Annotated in this window: 18 protein-coding genes; 12 read left to right on the top strand and 6 right to left on the bottom strand. The window is 62.9% G+C overall.

Going from position 1 to position 17,773, the window contains the following annotated elements; all coding sequences use genetic code 11:
- Window positions 1–2: 2 nt before the first annotated feature.
- Entirely contained in the window at window positions 3–677 is a 675-nt protein-coding gene (locus ACSQ3E_RS14330) for an alpha/beta hydrolase (RefSeq protein WP_067962698.1), read from the bottom strand.
- Window positions 678–895: 218 nt separating this feature from the next.
- Here ACSQ3E_RS14330 and ACSQ3E_RS14325 point away from each other — a divergent pair, with 218 nt between their 5' ends.
- From ACSQ3E_RS14325 to ACSQ3E_RS14285, 9 genes are all read left to right on the top strand, one after another.
- The gene (locus ACSQ3E_RS14325) at window positions 896–2,059 is read left to right on the top strand and encodes a cysteine desulfurase family protein (RefSeq protein ID WP_436123189.1); all 1,164 of its coding nucleotides are present in this window, start codon (window positions 896–898) and stop codon (window positions 2,057–2,059) included.
- A 170-nt stretch (window positions 2,060–2,229) separates the two neighbouring features.
- Entirely contained in the window at window positions 2,230–3,759 is a 1,530-nt protein-coding gene (sufB, locus tag ACSQ3E_RS14320; protein ID WP_436123188.1) for a Fe-S cluster assembly protein SufB, read from the top strand.
- A complete protein-coding gene (locus ACSQ3E_RS14315) occupies window positions 3,759–3,920 on the top strand; it encodes a hypothetical protein (RefSeq protein ID WP_310326933.1) in 162 nt (53 codons plus the stop codon). Before sufB ends, ACSQ3E_RS14315 begins: the two co-directional genes overlap by 1 nt.
- Window positions 3,921–4,004: 84 nt before the next feature.
- A complete protein-coding gene (sufC, locus tag ACSQ3E_RS14310; RefSeq protein WP_436123187.1) occupies window positions 4,005–4,760 on the top strand; it encodes a Fe-S cluster assembly ATPase SufC in 756 nt (251 codons plus the stop codon).
- 10 nt (window positions 4,761–4,770) lie between these two features.
- A complete protein-coding gene (sufD, locus tag ACSQ3E_RS14305) occupies window positions 4,771–6,036 on the top strand; it encodes a Fe-S cluster assembly protein SufD (RefSeq protein ID WP_436123186.1) in 1,266 nt (421 codons plus the stop codon).
- A gap of 252 nt (window positions 6,037–6,288) precedes the next feature.
- Complete coding sequence (locus tag ACSQ3E_RS14300; protein WP_436123185.1) at window positions 6,289–7,530, top strand: cysteine desulfurase; 1,242 nt, start codon at window positions 6,289–6,291, stop codon at window positions 7,528–7,530.
- Window positions 7,531–7,535: 5 nt separating this feature from the next.
- Window positions 7,536–7,934, top strand: a complete 399-nt coding sequence (locus ACSQ3E_RS14295) for an SUF system Fe-S cluster assembly protein (protein WP_436123366.1) — start codon at window positions 7,536–7,538, stop codon at window positions 7,932–7,934.
- A gap of 101 nt (window positions 7,935–8,035) precedes the next feature.
- Entirely contained in the window at window positions 8,036–8,416 is a 381-nt protein-coding gene (gene sufA / locus ACSQ3E_RS14290; protein WP_436123184.1) for a Fe-S cluster assembly scaffold SufA, read from the top strand.
- Between the two features lie 42 nt (window positions 8,417–8,458).
- The gene (locus ACSQ3E_RS14285; protein ID WP_436123183.1) at window positions 8,459–8,773 is read left to right on the top strand and encodes a TfoX/Sxy family protein; all 315 of its coding nucleotides are present in this window, start codon (window positions 8,459–8,461) and stop codon (window positions 8,771–8,773) included.
- Window positions 8,774–8,775: 2 nt separating this feature from the next.
- Here the strand turns inward: ACSQ3E_RS14285 and ACSQ3E_RS14280 are convergent, their stop codons facing one another.
- The 3 genes from ACSQ3E_RS14280 to ACSQ3E_RS14270 all read right to left on the bottom strand — a co-directional run bounded on the left by ACSQ3E_RS14280 (window position 8,776) and on the right by ACSQ3E_RS14270 (window position 11,178).
- The gene (locus ACSQ3E_RS14280; protein ID WP_436123182.1) at window positions 8,776–9,171 is read right to left on the bottom strand and encodes a hypothetical protein; all 396 of its coding nucleotides are present in this window, start codon (window positions 9,169–9,171) and stop codon (window positions 8,776–8,778) included.
- 121 nt (window positions 9,172–9,292) lie between these two features.
- On the bottom strand, window positions 9,293–10,219 hold the full coding sequence (locus tag ACSQ3E_RS14275) for a pseudouridine-5'-phosphate glycosidase (protein ID WP_436123365.1): 927 nt from the start codon (window positions 10,217–10,219) through the stop codon (window positions 9,293–9,295).
- A gap of 20 nt (window positions 10,220–10,239) precedes the next feature.
- Window positions 10,240–11,178 (bottom strand): carbohydrate kinase family protein, encoded by a 939-nt coding sequence (locus ACSQ3E_RS14270; RefSeq protein WP_436123181.1) that lies wholly within the window; start codon window positions 11,176–11,178, stop codon window positions 10,240–10,242.
- 282 nt (window positions 11,179–11,460) lie between these two features.
- Here ACSQ3E_RS14270 and recA point away from each other — a divergent pair, with 282 nt between their 5' ends.
- Both recA and alaS read left to right on the top strand, forming a co-directional pair.
- On the top strand, window positions 11,461–12,549 hold the full coding sequence (recA, locus tag ACSQ3E_RS14265) for a recombinase RecA (protein ID WP_115732365.1): 1,089 nt from the start codon (window positions 11,461–11,463) through the stop codon (window positions 12,547–12,549).
- A gap of 247 nt (window positions 12,550–12,796) precedes the next feature.
- Window positions 12,797–15,457: an alanine--tRNA ligase gene (gene alaS, locus ACSQ3E_RS14260; RefSeq protein WP_436123180.1), complete on the top strand. Its 2,661-nt coding sequence runs from the start codon at window positions 12,797–12,799 to the stop codon at window positions 15,455–15,457.
- Window positions 15,458–15,546: 89 nt separating this feature from the next.
- Here alaS and ACSQ3E_RS14255 read toward each other — a convergent pair whose 3' ends face one another.
- On the bottom strand, window positions 15,547–15,945 hold the full coding sequence (locus ACSQ3E_RS14255; protein WP_436123179.1) for a VOC family protein: 399 nt from the start codon (window positions 15,943–15,945) through the stop codon (window positions 15,547–15,549).
- 175 nt (window positions 15,946–16,120) lie between these two features.
- Here ACSQ3E_RS14255 and ACSQ3E_RS14250 point away from each other — a divergent pair, with 175 nt between their 5' ends.
- Window positions 16,121–16,969: an AraC family transcriptional regulator gene (locus tag ACSQ3E_RS14250; RefSeq protein ID WP_436123178.1), complete on the top strand. Its 849-nt coding sequence runs from the start codon at window positions 16,121–16,123 to the stop codon at window positions 16,967–16,969.
- A gap of 30 nt (window positions 16,970–16,999) precedes the next feature.
- On the opposite strand, the gene ACSQ3E_RS14245 is transcribed toward ACSQ3E_RS14250, so the two are convergent.
- A complete protein-coding gene (locus ACSQ3E_RS14245; RefSeq protein WP_436123177.1) occupies window positions 17,000–17,767 on the bottom strand; it encodes a hypothetical protein in 768 nt (255 codons plus the stop codon).
- Window positions 17,768–17,773 lie beyond the last annotated feature (6 nt).

Raw genomic sequence — 17,773 nt, 5'->3', positions numbered from 1 at the left:
TCTTAGCGCAGGCGCTTCGGACGCGGATCCGACAGCTCGCCGGCGAGACGGCGGTCGAGATATTCGGCGCACTCGTCGATCACTAGCTCCGGGTCGTTGCCGAAGAAGTGGTTGGCGCCGGGGAGCGTCTTCTGGGTGATTGTGATGCCCTTTTGCGTGTGCAGCTTGTCGACTAGGCCCTGCACATCCTTCGGCGGCGCCACCTTGTCGGCGTCGCCATGGATGATCAGGCCCGACGACGGGCAGGGCGCCAGGAACGAGAAGTCATAGGTGTTGGGCTGCGGTGCGACCGAGATGAAGCCCTCGATCTCCGGGCGGCGCATCAGAAGCTGCATGCCGATCCAGGCGCCGAAGGAATAACCGGCGACCCAGCAGCTCTTCGAGTCAGGATGCAGCGACTGCACCCAGTCGAGTGCGGCAGCCGCATCCGACAGTTCGCCCGTGCCATGGTCGAATTCGCCCTGGCTGCGGCCGATGCCGCGGAAGTTGAAGCGCAGCGTGGTGAAATCGCGCTTCTGGAACATGTAGAAGAGGTCGTACACGATCTTGTTGTTCATCGTGCCGCCAAACTGCGGGTGCGGATGCAGTATGATGGCGATCGGCGCGTTCTTTTCCTTGGACGGCTGATAACGACCTTCCAGGCGACCCGCCGGACCGGTAAAAATGACCTCTGGCATAAACTACTCCACTTGACGCAAGGCCGATGAAACAATCCTGTGCCCAGCCTTGACGCGAGGGACGCGTCTTCTTAGAAGCTAGTTTAGAACTGTTCAAAACTGGGTGGCGAAACCGCCCATTTGGCAAAGCGGGTAGATAGGACGGCTGGCCTTGGAATTTCAAGGAAATTGCGCGTCCTCCCATCCGAACATGATTTGACAGGGCAAAAACCAGGAAAATGGCCGGACCGCGCGCCTATCTCGACTACAATGCCAGTGCGCCGCTGCTGCCCGCAGCGCGTGCGGCCGTGGTTGCGGCGCTCGAAGTAACGGCCAATCCGTCCTCGGTGCACAGCGAGGGCAGGGCCGCCCGCAAGATCATCGAGGATGCCAGGCGCGATGTCGCCGCCCTCGTTGGCGCCAAGCCTGAACATGTCGTCCTTACCTCCGGTGCCACCGAAGCCGCGACCACGCTTTTGTCACCCGACTGGCGCATGGGCCGAGGTGCTGTGCGCATGTCGCGCCTCTATGTCACTGAGGCCGATCACCCTTGTGTTCTGAACGGTGGCCGGTTCCCGGCTGATCGCGTCACCCGCATTGGTGTCGACGCCAATGGCATCGTCGACCTCGCTGCCCTGGAAGCTGCACTCGCCGTCCACGACAAGTCGGAAGGCCTGCCGCTGGTCGCGATACACGCCGCCAACAACGAGACCGGCGTCATCCAGCCCATGCGCGCCATTGCCGAACTGGTAAAGGCAGCAGGCGGCGTTCTGGTGCTCGACGCCGTCCAGGCTGTAGGGCGTATTCCTCTGGATATGTCAGAGGGTTACGCCGACTACCTGATTCTCTCTTCGCACAAGATTGGCGGCCCCAAGGGCGCCGGTGCGATCGTCGGCCAGGCCGACCTGATGATGCCCGCGCCGCTGGTATCAGGCGGCGGCCAGGAAAAGGGCCATCGTGGCGGCACCGAAAACCTGCCGGCGATTGCTGGATTTGGCGCTGCCGCGCGTGCAGCTCTGGCCGGGCTGGCCGAGACCAATGAAGTCCGCGCCATGCGCGGTCGCCTCGAAGAGACGGTTCTGCGGCTGGTTCCCGATGCGGAAATCTTCGGAAAGGCGGTCGAACGGCTTGCCAATACGACATTCTTCGCTATTCCGGGCGTCAAGGCCGAGACGGCACAGATAGCCTTTGATCTCGCGGGCGTTGCGCTCTCGGCAGGTTCCGCGTGCTCGTCGGGCAAGGTCGGCCCCAGCCACGTGCTGAAGGCGATGGGCTTTGCCGACAATCTGGGCGCGCTGCGCGTGTCGATTGGCCGGCAGACGTCCGAGGCGGACGTGGAGAAATTCGAAACGGCCCTGGCGGCGCTTCTTTCGCGCCGCACGGACCGTACCAGGGCCGCCTGATCGGCGGAAATTTGGCCCAAGGGCCAGTGAACGGGTGTGTCAGGGACGCCAAAGGCATCCTTCCGGGTGAATTCCCGACAAAAGCACACTATATGGAACTTACGCCGCTCCAGCGGTGCCATAGTTTGAAAACTGTCGGGCCTTGACCCCGGCGTGGATGGAGAACGCTTATGCCTGCTGTGCAGGAAACGATCGAGCAGGTCCGCAAGATCGATGTCGACCAATACAAATACGGCTTCGAATCGTTCATCGAGATGGACAAGGCCCCCAAGGGCCTGAGCGAAGACATTGTCCGCTTCATCTCGGCCAAGAAGGGCGAACCGGAATGGATGCTCGAATGGCGCCTCGGCGCCTATCGCCGCTGGCTGACGCTTGAAGAGCCGAACTGGGCGCGCGTCGACTATCCCAAGATCGACTTCCAGGACATCTACTTCTACGCTGCTCCCAAGAGCACGCCCGGACCGACCTCGCTCGACGAAGTCGATCCCGAGATCCTGAAGGTCTACGAAAAGCTCGGCATTCCGCTGCGCGAGCAGGAAATCCTCGCCGGCGTCCAGAAGCAAGCGGCTCCGGTCGACGGCCTGTCTGATGAAGAGGCTGGCGACAACGTCTACAAGTCGGGCCGCGTCGCCGTCGACGCCGTGTTCGATTCGGTGTCCGTCGTCACCACCTTCAAGGACGAGCTGGCCAAGGCCGGCGTCATCTTCTGCTCGATCTCGGAAGCCATCCGCGAGCACCCGGAGCTAGTGAAGAAGTATCTCGGCTCGGTCGTGCCGACCTCCGACAACTACTATGCGACGCTGAATTCGGCTGTCTTCACCGACGGATCGTTCGTCTTCGTGCCCAAGGGCGTTCGCTGCCCGATGGAGCTGTCGACCTATTTCCGTATCAACGAGAAGAACACCGGCCAGTTCGAGCGCACGCTGATCATCGCCGAGGAAGGGGCTTACGTCTCCTATCTCGAGGGCTGCACCGCACCCCAGCGCGACGAGAACCAGCTTCACGCCGCCGTGGTCGAGCTGGTTGCGCTCGATGATGCCGAGATCAAGTATTCGACCGTCCAGAACTGGTACCCGGGCGACGCTCAGGGCAAGGGTGGCATCTACAACTTCGTCACCAAGCGTGGCGACTGCCGTGGCGACCGTTCGAAGATCTCGTGGACCCAGGTCGAAACCGGCTCGGCCATCACCTGGAAGTACCCGAGCTGCATCCTGCGCGGCGACGACAGCCGTGGCGAATTCTATTCGATCGCGGTTTCGAACGGCTACCAGCAGGTCGACTCCGGCACCAAGATGATCCATCTCGGCAAGAACACGTCGAGCCGCATCATCTCCAAGGGCATTGCTGCCGGTTTCTCGCAAAACACCTATCGCGGCCAGGTTTCGGCCCACCGCAAGGCCACCAATGCGCGCAACTTCACCCAGTGCGACTCGTTGCTGATCGGCAACCAGTGCGGCGCGCATACCGTGCCCTATATCGAGGCGAAGAATTCGTCGGCGCAGTTCGAGCACGAAGCGACGACCTCGAAGATTTCCGACGACCAGAAGTTCTACGTCATGCAGCGCGGCATTCCCGAGGAGGAAGCGATCGCGCTGATCGTCAACGGCTTCGTCAAGGAAGTCATCCAGGAATTGCCGATGGAGTTTGCCGTCGAGGCGCAGAAGCTCATCGGCATCAGCCTTGAGGGGAGCGTCGGCTGATGGATCCGGTCACGATGGTCTTCTACGCGGTCGTCTGCGGTGGCCTTGCCGCAGCAGCTCCGTCGTTCCAGTCGCGCGCCGCGCGGCTTGTCGTGGGAACCATCACCGGAATCGTTGCCGCAAGCCTTTTGCCGTTGCTGCGCCGCGCGCTGGGGATCTGAGAGAACCCGCGCACGCCGGCAATGTCGTGGACAGGAATTTGCGCCGCCCGCCTCGGCGCCAGATATGAAGAAAGCTGAAAAAAGATGCTTGAGATCAAGAACCTGCATGCCCGTATCGCCGACAGCGGCATCGAGATCATTCGCGGCCTGAACCTGACGGTGAAGGCTGGCGAAGTCGCTGCCATCATGGGCCCCAACGGCTCCGGCAAGTCGACGCTGTCCTACATCCTCGCCGGTCGTGACGACTACGAGGTGACCGAGGGCGACATTCTTTACAATGGCGAGTCGATCCTCGAGATGGATCCCGCCGAGCGCGCCGCCAAGGGCCTGTTCCTGGCGTTCCAATATCCGATGGAGATACCGGGCGTCGCCACTATGGAGTTCCTCAAGGTGGCGATGAACTCGCAGCGCAAGGCGCGTGGCGAGGAGCCGCTCAAGGTGCCGGATTTCATCAAGCGCGTGAAGGAAGCAGCCGGCACGCTTGAGATGGACTTCAACATGCTCAAGCGTCCGGTCAATGTCGGCTTCTCCGGTGGTGAGAAGAAGCGCGCCGAGATCCTGCAGATGAAGCTTCTGGAGCCGAAGCTGTGCGTTCTGGATGAGACCGATTCCGGCCTCGACATCGATGCGCTCAAGATCGTTTCGGATGGCGTGAATGCGCTGCGTTCGCCCGACCGCGCCATCATCGTCATCACCCACTACCAGCGCCTGCTCGACCACATCGTGCCTGACACCGTCCACGTCCTCTACAAGGGCCAGGTCATCAAGTCGGGCGACAAGTCGCTGGCGCTCGAACTCGAAGAGAACGGCTACGCCGGGATCATCGAAGAGGCGGCTTGAGGTGTCGACAATGAACATGCGTGCTGAAATCCAGCGGACCCCGGCGGAGGCAGCATTTGTCGATGCCTTCGGCGAGCGGCTGTCGCTGCTGCCCGGCGACGGCGCCGTCATGGTCAAGCGCGACGACGCCATCGAACAGGTCAAGGACGGCCTGCCGACGCGCCGCGTCGAGTCCTGGCACTACACCGACCTGCGTCGTCTGCTCTCCACGGTTCCTGACTTCGACGCCAGCGCCAAGGCCAAGTCGGTTGCGCCGCTGATCGAAGGCTCGACCGTGCTGTCGCTCGCCAATGGCGTGTCGTCGGCTGTTTCAGGCATCGACGGCGTCTCCGTTCAGCGCCTCAGCGACAAGCTCACCGACGGCAGCTATGCCCCGGCGCTCGTCACCTACGGCAAGGATGACGCCATCGGCGCCATCAACACCGCCTTCGTCGCCGACGGCTATTTCGTCGACATCGAAGCCGGCACCCAGTTGGAAAAGCCGGTTGAGCTGCAGAACCTGCAGGCCGGCGGCCAGAGCCACGTACGTCTGCCGGTGCGTGTCGGCGCAGGCGCCAAGGCAACCATCGTCGAGCGCCAGACCGGCGAGGGTGCTGGCCTTGTCAGCTCGGTCAGCCAGCTTCTGCTCGGCGACGACGCTGAGGTGCTGTGGCTGATCGTCCAGGATCAGCCGGAAACCGCGACCCATCTTGCCCAGTTCAAGGCCGAGCTCGGCAAGAACGCCAAGCTGACCCTGTTCGTGATGAATGCCGGCGGCAAGCTCGTCCGCCAGGAGATCATCGTCAAGGCAGCAGGCGAAGGCGCCGATTTCAAGCTGCGTGGCGTTAATCTGCTCGCCGGCGACAGCCATGTCGACGTCACCATGGTGCTCGACCACACGGTGCCGCACACCTCGTCGACGGAAGTCGTGCGCAACGTCGTCACCGGCCGCGCCAAGGGCGTGTTCCAGGGCCGCATCAACGTCCACCAGATCGCCCAGAAGACCGACGCCCGCATGGCCTGCAACACGCTGTTGCTGTCCGACGACGGCGAGTTCTCGACCAAGCCGGAGCTCGAAATCTTCGCCGACGATGTGGCTTGCGGCCATGGTGCGACTGTCACCGAGATCGACAGCAACCATCTGTTCTACCTGATGGCGCGCGGCATCGACGAGAAGTCGGCCCGTGGCCTCCTGATCCGCGCCTTCCTGGCCGAGGTCATCGAGGAGCTCGAGGATGAAAGCGTCGTCGATCCGCTGGAAGAGCTGCTGAGCAACTGGTTTGCGACGCACGGGTAAGAAGTGCGTCCTTCGAGGCTCGCCCTTGAAGGTATGCACGCAAGGATAAGCGTGGCGCGGGCTCGCACCTCAGGATGAGGAAGGTCCGCGCATCGCAGACAGGCGGCTTACAAGGCCGCTACGAGGAGCGGGATCGTTGTCATCGAGCCCACACAGTCTCGGGTTGGATGCGCTGCGGTCCTCATCCTGAGGTGCGAGCGTAGCGAGCCTCGAAGGACGCACGAACAGGCATAGCGGTACAGGCGACTGAAGATGGACAACAAAGTCGAAGCCAGCACCTACGACGTCGAGGCGATCCGCCGCGACTTCCCGATCCTGTCGCGCGAGGTCTATGGCAAGCCGCTCGTCTATCTCGACAATGGCGCCTCGGCGCAGAAGCCGCAGGTGGTCATCGACGCCATCGCCCACGCCTATTCCAACGAATACGCCAACGTCCACCGCGGCCTGCATTACCTCTCCAATGCCGCGACCGACGCCTATGAGAAGGCGCGCGAAAGCGTGCGCCGCTTCCTCAATGCGCCAAATGTCGACCAGATCGTCTTCACCTCCAACGCCACCTCTGCGATCAACACTGTGGCCTATGGCTACGGCATGCCGAATATCGGCGAGGGCGACGAGATCGTTTTGTCGATCATGGAGCACCACTCCAACATCGTGCCGTGGCATTTCATCAGGGAACGCCAGGGTGCTAAGCTGGTCTGGGTGCCGGTCGACGATCTCGGCACCTTCCACGTCGAGGAATTTGAAAAGCGCCTGACTGACCGCACCAAGCTGGTTGCGATCACGCATATGTCGAACGCGTTGGGCACGGTGACGCCAATCAAGGAGATCTGCCGCATCGCGCATGCGCGTGGCATTCCCGTTCTGGTCGACGGCAGCCAGAGCGCTGTCCACATGCCCATCGACGTTCAGGATCTCGACTGCGACTTCTTCGTCATGACCGGCCACAAGCTCTACGGTCCCTCGGGCATCGGCGTGCTCTATGGCAAGCGTGAATTGCTCGAGCGCATGCGCCCGTTCCATGGCGGCGGCGAGATGATCGTCGAGGTGACCGAGGACATCGTCACCTACAACGAGCCGCCACACCGCTTCGAGGCCGGCACGCCGCCGATCGTCCAGGCCATCGGCCTGGGTGCTGCACTCGACTATATCGAGGGCATCGGCCGCGAGCGCATTGCCGCGCACGAGGCGATGCTGCGCGACTACGCCCATGAGCGGCTGCGTTCGATCAACTCGCTGCGCATCTTCGGCGATGCGCCCGGCAAGGGCGCCATCGTCTCGTTCGAGCTGCAGGGCATCCACGCCCACGACGTGTCGATGGTCATCGACCGCCAGGGTGTCGCCGTGCGCGCCGGCACGCACTGCGCCCAGCCGCTGTTGAAGCGCTTCGGCGTAACCTCCACATGCAGGGCATCTTTTGGCATGTACAACACGAAGGCCGAGATCGACGTCCTGGCCGAGGCGCTTGAAAAAGCACGGAAATTCTTCGGATGAGCACCATGGAAGACGTTATCGCAGCGACCACCGACGAGACAGCGCCCGACGCGGGCGGCAACGGCGTCATGTCGGCCTCGGCCATCCCGGCGGACGAACTGGCGCGGCTGACCGACGACATCGTCTCGGCGCTGAAGACGGTCTACGACCCGGAAATCCCTGCCGACATCTACGAGCTCGGCCTCGTCTACAAGATCGACATCGAAGACGACCGCACCGTCAAGATCGACATGACGCTGACCGCCCCGGGTTGCCCGGTGGCAGGCGAAATGCCCGGCTGGGTGCAGAACGCCGTCGGCGCCGTCGAAGGCGTGTCGGGCGTCGAAGTCGCCATGACCTTCGACCCGCCGTGGACGCCTGACCGCATGTCGGAAGAGGCGCAAGTCGCGGTTGGTTGGTATTGAGCCATCGACGGTGGTGCTTGCATGGACATGCAATCTTCACCATCTTAGCTTGGAATGAGTCATTCCCCGGGCCTTTAACCCGGCGGTGAATGGAGACTGGAATGGGACGCTTCGCCGTCATCTCAATGACCGACAGGGCCGCCGATCGCGTGCGCGAGATCATGGCCACCCGCGACAATGCCTTGGGCATCCGCCTCGGCATCAAGAAGGGCGGCTGTGCTGGCATGGAATACACGGTCGATCTGGTGACCGAGCCGAACCCCAAGGACGACCACATCGAGCTCGACGGCGCTCATGTCTATGTCGCACCGGAAGCGGCATTGTTCCTGTTCGGCACGCAGATGGACTTCGAAGTGACGACCCTGCGCACCGGCTTCACCTTCAACAATCCGAACCAGAGCTCGGCCTGTGGCTGCGGCGAGTCGGTCGAACTGAAGCCCGCCGACCTCAAGGCGCTCGCCGAGGCTCGCGCGCAGGCCTGATCCTCAGGGATCGAGAGGCATCGGCCCGAAAAGGCATCGGCAATGAGCGACGAAGCCATCCGCGAGACCTTCTCCGGCCTCGGCGAGGTCACTATCCGCAAGATGTTCGGCGGCAAGGGCATCTACTATGACGGCCTGATCGTCGGTGTCGAGGTGCGCGGCGAAATCCTGCTCAAGGCCGATGCGGTGAGCGCGCCTGATTTCGAGGCGGCAGGTGCGACGCGCTGGACCGATGCCGGCGGACGGCCGGTCAACATGCCTTACTGGACGATCCCCGAAAGCGCCGTCGACGACCCGGACGAAATGGCCGTGTGGGCGCGCAAGGCCTTCGAGGCGGCACTTCGCAGCAAGAAATAACCTTACATCGCACCTGGCGGCACGAAGAAGCAGTTCTCGTGTTCCTCGGTCGGGTGCAGGCAGATGCGGTAGTCGCCGTCGCCCGAGGGGATTTCCGAACCATAAGGTACGAAGTAGCGGTTGCGGTGCGTCACCTTGCGATGGTCGCCGGGTTCCAGCACGATCGACCAGCCGCTGCCATTTTCCTTCACCGCCCTTTCGGGAATGGCCTGGCACTCGCCATGTTCGATGTCGCCGTGGCAGCAGGCAGGCGGATATTTCCAGCCAGAGGCCGTCCGATGCGCCGACACAGGGGAAATGGTGACGAGAAATGCCGGCAGTGCGAGCAGGGCCGCACAACAGCGCGCGAATGGCTGTACTTCAGCGTATCGGCAACGTCCGCCATCGCCGGACATCATTCAGCTCCGATGATGCCGCCGGGCAATTCCGGACGGCAGGCTGGCCGCGCTGCAGCTTAAGCCTGCCTGTCCGGAATGCATATTATGCATCGCTAATATTGATGCGTTTTGCGACGGCCGTTCACGCCTTGGCGAGCGCGATCGCCACCTTGGCCGCCAGCCGGGCATTGTTTTCGACCAGCGCGATGTTGGTCTTGAGGCTGGCGCCGTTGGTCAGTTCCAGGATCTTCGCCAGCAGGAACGGCGTCACAGCCTTGCCCGAGATGTTCTGCGCTTCGGCCGCCTTCTGCGCTGCCTCGATGTAGCCAGCCATCTTTTCAGTCGGGATCTCGTCGCTCTCCGGCACGGGATTGGCGACCAGCAGGCCGCCGTCGAGGCCGAGTGCGCCGCGCGTTGTGTGCAAGCGAGCGATCTTTTCAGGCGCATCGAGGCGCAGCGGGGCCGCATAGGGCGACTTGCGCGACCAGAAGGCCGGCACCATGTCGGAACCGTAAGCGACCACCGGTACGCCGCGCGTTTCCAGCACTTCGAGCGTCTTTTCGATGTCGAGGATGGCCTTGGCGCCAGCCGAAACCACGATCACGGGCGTGCGCGCCAGTTCGTCGAGGTCGGCCGAGATGTCGAAGCTCTTCTCGGCGCCCTTGTGCACGCCGCCGATGCCGCCGGTGGCGAACACCTTGATGCCGGCGAGATGCGCCGCGATCATCGTCGCAGCCACCGTCGTTCCGCCGGTGCGGCCTTCGGCGACCGCATAGGCGATGTCGGCGCGCGACAGCTTCATCGCGCCGCCGGTCATGGCCAGCGATTCGCGCTCACCGTCCGACAGGCCGATCTTGATGCGCCCATTGATGACGGCGATCGTCGCGGGCACGGCGCCTTCGTCCGAGATGATCTTTTCGACATTGGCCGCCATCGCCGAATTGTCGGGATAAGGCATGCCGTGGGTGATGATGGTGCTTTCCAGCGCGACAACCGGCTTGCCGGCGGCAAGGGCTGCGGCGACAGGCGCGTGGATGTCGATGAAGGGGCGGGCGGTTTCTGGCGTCATGTTGGTCTCCTTGGGCCGCGTCATGCCATTTCCCGGGCTTGCGGCACAAGAGCCAGCGCCGCGTCAAAGTCTGCCTGGGTCAGATCGGGCACCGCCGAGGCACTTTCGATGGCCAGCACGGCAGCAGCAATGCCCTCGCGCAGCGCCCGCTCCGGTGGCAGGCCGCGCATCAGCGCCACGGTCGTTGCACCCGCCAGCGCATCGCCGGCACCGGTCACGTCGACGATCCAGCGCGGGGCAGGTGGCGTGATCTCGATCAGGCCTGCGGCGTCATAGGCAAAGACGGAGCTGCCGCCCGCCGTGACGACGCCGCGCTTGAGCCCTGCGTCGCGCAGGCCACAAGCGAACGCGTCTGGTGTGGAATCAGCAGCGATGCATGCCAGCACGGCCGCCTCGCGCCGGTTCATGTAGAGGCAGGAGAGTTTGCCGAGGATCGGTATCAACCGCACCGCCTTGGCCGGCGAGATGGCGATGGCAAACAGTGGCCTGTCGCAAATCTCGCCAAGCCTGGCCAGAGCCGCCTCGGGCAGGTTGGCGTCGCACAGCACGGCGTCCGCTGCCGCCACCGCCTCGCGTGTCTTGGCGCGCCTGAGCTGCTTGGCGAAGGCCAGTTCGTAGAGCCCCATGTCGGCCAATGCCGCCACAACGTCCCCGTCGCGGTCGAGCAGGGCGGTGTAGCTTGGCGTCGCCCGGTCGAGGAATATGGCCGATAGGTCCTCGATGCCGTTGGCCGCGATCTCCGACGCCACGGCTTCGCCTGCCGCATCGCCGCCGCGCACCGACATCAGGGCACCGGTCGCTCCACGCCGGACCGCGCCGCGCAACGCATTGAAGGCGCCGCCGCCGACCTCCTCGCTCATCGAGCCGGGAATGGAGGCTCCCGGGACGAACGGCGCTGTCATGCGGCCACGCCGGTCGACATGGGCGCCTCCGATGGCAAGGATCTTGGGTGACGTCATGCTGAGGCTGTCCGGTGGGCGTTTAAGGCGGCGAACTTAGTGTTCCGCGCGGGAGGCGGCAACCGCCCGCGATTCGCCAAGATGGGTTTTGCCGGGTATCGGGCTGTCAGGGTCATGCGGCATGCGATTATGCGCAGTTTGAAAACAAAAAAAGAACACGGAAAGGAATATCATTTCATTTCAATAATTTGGCTGCTCTTGCCAAAAGTGAACAAAACCAGTACAAATTTATATCGGCATCGGACAGTCCGGCCTTCATTGACGACTACGGGGTGATGTATCATGGCTCAGAATTCATTGCGGCTTGTAGAGGAAAATTCGGTGGACAAATCCAAGGCTCTGGACGCGGCGCTGTCGCAGATCGAACGCGCCTTCGGCAAGGGCTCGATCATGCGCCTGGGTGCCAATGAGCAGGTTGTCGAGATCGGAACGGTCTCCACCGGCTCGCTCGGCCTTGATATCGCGCTCGGTGTCGGCGGCCTGCCGCGCGGACGCATCATCGAAATCTACGGTCCGGAAAGCTCGGGCAAGACGACGCTCGCCCTGCACACCGTGGCCGAAGCCCAGAAGAAGGGCGGCATCTGCGCCTTTGTCGACGCCGAACACGCGCTTGACCCGGTCTATGCCCGCAAGCTCGGCGTTGATCTCGAAAACCTGCTGATCTCGCAGCCCGACACGGGCGAGCAGGCGCTGGAGATCTGCGACACGCTGGTGCGTTCCGGCGCCATCGACGTTCTGGTCGTCGACTCGGTTGCAGCACTCACCCCGCGCGCCGAAATCGAAGGCGAGATGGGCGAGTCGCTACCCGGCCTGCAGGCCCGCTTGATGAGCCAGGCGCTGCGCAAGCTGACGGCTTCGATCTCGCGCTCCAACACCATGGTCATCTTCATCAACCAGATCCGCATGAAGATCGGCGTCATGTATGGCTCGCCTGAGACCACCACCGGCGGCAACGCGCTCAAGTTCTACGCTTCGGTTCGCCTCGACATCCGCCGCATCGGCTCGGTCAAGGACCGCGACGAGGTCGTCGGCAACCAGACCCGTGTCAAGGTGGTCAAGAACAAGCTGGCCCCGCCCTTCAAGCAGGTCGAGTTTGACATCATGTATGGTGAAGGCGTTTCCAAGACCGGCGAGCTCGTCGATCTCGGCGTCAAGGCGGGTGTGGTCGAGAAATCGGGCGCCTGGTTCTCCTACAATTCGCAGCGTCTGGGGCAGGGGCGTGAGAACGCCAAGCTGTTCTTGCGCAACAATCCCGACGCGGCGCGCGAAATCGAACAGCTGCTCAGGCAGAATGCCGGACTGATCGCCGAGAAGTTCCTGGAGAACGGCTCGCGCGAGGAAGATGACGGCGACGAAGCGAGTGCGATGTAGGCACTTTGGAGGGAGGCCGGCAGGCGCTGGACCGAACCCAAGACAGACAATCTGAGCGACCGCCGGCCATTGTGCCGGCGGTTTGCGTTTGTGAAGACGGCTACGATGATCGAGACGGCGGAATTGCGCGCTTTTGCCTGTCCGGTGTTTCTGGACAGGGTTAAGGTGGGCGGCTAAAAGGCCAGTTCCAATTTCCGCCTGCTCAGGCGGGGTGCATCTGTTCAGGGCGGCGATCAAAGGCGGCAATATGAGTGGCGTGAACGAGATCCGGTCGACATTTCTCGACTACTTCAAGAAGAACGGACATGAGGTCGTGGCCTCCAGTCCGCTCGTCCCGCGCAACGATCCGACCTTGATGTTCACCAATGCCGGCATGGTGCAGTTCAAGAACGTCTTCACCGGCCTCGAGTCCCGCTCCTATTCGCGCGCCGCGACCGCGCAGAAGAGCGTGCGCGCCGGCGGCAAGCACAACGATCTCGACAATGTCGGCTACACCGCCCGCCATCTCACCTTCTTTGAGATGCTCGGCAATTTCTCCTTTGGCGACTACTTCAAGGAGCAGGCGATCGAGCTCGCCTGGAACCTGATCACCAAGGAATACGGGCTCAAGAAGGACAAGCTGCTCGTCACCGTCTACCACACCGACGACGAGGCGGCCGACCACTGGAAGAAGATCGCCGGCTTCACCGACGACCGCATCATCCGTATCGCCACCTCTGACAATTTCTGGGCGATGGGCGACACCGGCCCGTGCGGCCCGTGCTCGGAAATCTTCATCGACCGCGGTGAACACATCTGGGGCGGTCCTCCCGGCAGTCCCGAAGAGGATGGCGATCGCTTCCTCGAGTTCTGGAACCTGGTCTTCATGCAGTATGAGCAGGTGACGAAGGAAGAGCGCATCTCACTGCCGCGCCCGTCCATCGACACCGGCATGGGCCTCGAGCGCATGGCCTCGATCCTGCAGGGCGTCGAGACGGTGTTCGAGACCGACCTGTTCCGCCATCTCATCGACGCGGCATCTTCGGCGATTGGCCGTGGCCCGGATGAAAGCAACGTCGGCTCGTACCGGGTGATCGCGGATCACCTGCGTTCATCGTGCTTCCTCGTCGCCGATGGCGTGCTGCCTTCCAACGAAGGCCGTGGCTATGTGCTGCGCCGCATCATGCGCCGCGCCATGCGTCACGCGCAGCTTCTGGGCGCCAGCGAACCGCTGATGTGGAAGCTGGTCCCGGCACTGGTCCGCGAGATGGCCCAGGCCTATCCGGAACTCGGACGTGGCGAGGCGCTCATCACCGAGACGCTCAAGCTCGAGGAAACCCGTTTCCGCAAGACGCTCGCCCGCGGCCTCGGCCTCTTGGCCGATGCGACCGAGACGCTGGGCGCCGGCGACATGCTCGATGGCGAAACCGCCTTCAAGCTCTACGACACTTACGGCTTCCCGCTCGACCTGACGCAGGACGCTTTGCGCCAGCGCAGCATTTCGGTCGATCTCGCCGGCTTCACCGACGCGATGGAGCGGCAGAAGGCCGAGGCGCGCGCCAACTGGGCAGGCTCCGGCGAGGCGGCGACCGAGGTCGTCTGGTTCGCGGTCCGCGAAAAGGCTGGCGCCACCGAGTTCCTCGGCTATGAAACCGAGCAGGCCGAAGGCGTGATCCTGTCGCTGCTCAAGGACGGCGCCGTGATCGACGCCGTGAACGAAGGCGACACCGTTGCCATCGTCGTCAACCAGACGCCGTTTTATGGCGAGTCGGGCGGCCAGATGGGCGACACCGGCACCATCTCGGGTGAAGGTTTTGCCGTCGAGGTGACCGACACCCAGAAGAAGGCCGACGGCCTGTTCGTCCACTACGGCAAGGTCACCAAGGGCAAGCTCAAGACCGGCGCAGCTGTCGAGTTGAAGGTCGATCACAACAGGCGCACGCGCCTGCGGTCGAACCATTCGGCAACCCACCTGATCCACGAGGCGCTGCGCGAGGTGCTCGGCACCCATGTCGCGCAGAAGGGCTCGCTGGTCGCGCCCGAGCGTCTGCGCTTCGACATCTCGCACAACAAGCCGATCTCGGCCGAGGAGCTCGAAGAAGTCGAGCGCATGTCGAACGAGATCGTGGTCCAGAACAGCCCTGTCACCACGCGCCTGATGAGCGTCGACGACGCCATCGCCGAGGGCGCGATGGCGCTGTTCGGCGAAAAGTATGGCGACGAGGTCCGTGTCGTCTCGATGGGCACCGGCCTGTATGGCGCCAAGGCCAATCGGCCCTATTCAGTCGAGCTCTGCGGCGGCACCCATGTGCGTTCCACCGGCGATATCGGCCTTGTGCGCATCGTCTCGGACAGCGCTGTCGCCGCCGGCGTTCGCCGTATCGAGGCGCTGACCGGCGAGGCGGCTCGCCGTCACCTCGACGAGCAGGACCGCCGCCTGAAGACGGTCGCAGCAGCACTGAAAGTGTCGCCCGCCGACGTGCTGTCGCGTGTCGAGGCCCTGGTCGACGAACGCAAGAAGCTCGAACGCGAACTCACCGAGGCGCGCAAGCGGCTCGCCATGGGTGGCGGGCAGGGCGGCTCGGCTGATGCGGTGCGCGAGATTGCCGGCGTAAAGTATCTCGGCAAGGTTGTGTCAGGCGTCGATCCCAAGGACCTCAAGGGCCTCGCCGACGAAAGCAAGGCGGGCCTGGGGTCGGGCGTGGTGACGCTGATCGGCGTGTCCGAAGATGGCAAGGCAAGTGCTGTCGTGGCTGTCACCGCCGACCTCGTCGACCGTCTGAGCGCGGTTGATCTGGTGCGCGTCGCATCCGCTGCCCTTGGCGGCAAGGGTGGCGGCGGCCGCCCCGACATGGCCCAGGCCGGTGGCCCCGACGCCACCAAGGCCGACGAGGCGGTCGAGGCCGTTGCCCAGGCAATGGCCGGCTGATCCAGCATCAGGTCTTAGAATTGAAAGGGCGGGAGCTTCGGCTCCCGCCCTTTTCGTTTGACCGACTGGATGTGCTGGCGACCGGCGGGTCAGTCTTCAAAGGCAGCGACGAACTCGACTTTGATCCGGTCCGGATCCTCGATGAACAGCGCGTAATAGTCGGTTCCGCCATTGGCGAAAGGATAGCGCTCGTCATAGAGGCTGGTAGCACCATTTTCCCGGCAGAACTGCCTGAGCCTGTCGACAGTTGCCCTGTCTTCCACGCGAAATGCCAGGTGGTTGAGGCCAACGCCGGACCGGTGGTAGTGCCGATCAGCATGTTTCTCCGCCACCTGCACGAATGTCAGATAGGCATCGTTGCCACGGGCGAGCGTGAAGCCATCATTCCAGCGACCGGTTTCTTCATAGCCGATCTGTGCGAGAAGAGAGGCCCAGAAGGCATGCGATCTCTCCAGGTTCGAAACATAGATTTCGACATGATGCAGCATCGGCCTGTTTCCCGAATGGTCGCGTCGCAGTATCAAGCTTTCTAGCCTGTTCAGTTCCTGGCGACCATCCGCAGCGTCCAGGTTTGCTTGATCGGCAAGCTCGGCTTGAACTCAGCAGGATTTGTCAAATCGGGCTATGGTTCTGTCCGGCCGATCGATTTGCAAGAGGTTTGGCATGAACGGTGAAACGGCATGGGCAGTCTATGAAACCCGCTTGAGAAGGGTTTCGGCGCATATCCACGCGCACCTCGACGAGGAGCTGGATATGGACCGCCTGGCCGACATCGCCTGCATGTCGAGCTATCACTGGCACAGGGTCTACCGCGCCATTTACGGTGAAACGGCTGCCGCCACGGTCAAGCGCCTCAGGCTGCACCGCGCCGCCGGCGACATCGTGGGGACGGATCTAAGTGTCAGCGAGATTGCGAAGCGGTCTGGCTATCCCAATGTCCAGTCGTTCAACCGCATCTTCAAGGCCGTCTACGGCATGCCGCCGGCGCGCTACCGGAGGGAGGGAAGCCACAAGCTCTTCGAAACCCACAGAGGAAAGGCTTCCCACATGTTCGACGTTCAGATCCGCGCCATCCCCGACACCAGCCTCGTCGGTGTCGCCCATCAAGGCTCCTACCTGCAGATCGGCAAGGCTTTCGAGCAGCTGTTCGGCACGCTCTACGCCCGTGGCCAGGCGCGGCCCGACATGCGCATGATTGGCGTCTATCTCGACGATCCCGATCTCGTTGCCGAGGACAAGCTGCGCTCTGTCGCCTGCGTCAGCGCCGATGCATCGGCACCTGCCGCAGCGCCGCTCGAACGGCGTACAGTCTCGGGCGGCGAGTATGCCATCCTGCGCCACAAAGGGCCCTATGCCGAGATGCAAAAGGCCTACAAATGGCTCTATGCCGAATGGCTGCCGAAGTCGGGTCGCCAGCTGCGCGATGCGCTCATGTTCGAGGAGTACCTCAACAACCCGCGCGACGTGGCACCATCAGAGCTCCTGACCGACATTCATCTGCCGTTGGTGTGAATTTGGGGAGGTAGCGAGATCCGGTGGCCGTCAGATGAACTCACGGCCACCGGTATATTGGCGGCGAAGCCGCCGGATCACCCACTTGTGGAGCGGCTGGTTCCGTCGACGATGCACGAAGACAGTCTGGCCGAATGGCTGTTCACCAGACTCGTTCTGCCACGGACCAAACTGCGACGGATCGGGGACAAGCGCTACGTTGTGTCTCTTCGCAAGGATCGTCAGCACCGACTGGTCATGTCGATGGTCGACGAAACTTGGCAGGTTCGGAAGTCCGTGTATGTTCGGGGCGTCAGTAAGACATGCCTCGCTTGCCATGGCTTCGGACAGGCTCGACACAAATCGCTTGGCTTCCGGCCCAGCCCGGTAAAGCTGCATCCCCGCCCATAGCTGCGGCAGCGACCAGAACTCTTCCGTGTCGGCGTTCAATTCGACAAAGCAGTCGCGCTTGGTCCAAGTCGACTGAAGCATCGCGCCACCCATCTGGAAGAGACTCACAGAGTGCTTTTCAGTCAGTGCGATGAGGGGCGCGGGGTCGGCGATGAAGGTCATCGCGACGTCGGTGTAGAGAACCGGCGTGCCATCCGGCACCCGGTTCAAGACATCCATGATGACGAATGGCTTCCAGAGCCAATAGCCGGCGCCGCGCCGGGCGCTCATGATGGATGGGTATCGCTGCGCCAGATCACGTAGCACCGGATGCTCCGGTGTATAGACGATGGTCTCAAGGCCGAACCTGCGAGCCGTTTTCGTTAGCAATTTGCTGGCCTGCGAATAGTTCGTAGTCGCAAACGTCACATGTAC

It is taken from the genome of Aminobacter sp. LjRoot7, from assembly GCF_964252895.1.
In the GTDB taxonomy this organism is placed as follows: Bacteria; Pseudomonadota; Alphaproteobacteria; order Rhizobiales; family Rhizobiaceae; genus Aminobacter; species Aminobacter aminovorans_B.
The sequence above is the reverse complement of the archived record's forward strand: the minus strand, read 5'-3'. Positions and strand labels throughout refer to the sequence as shown.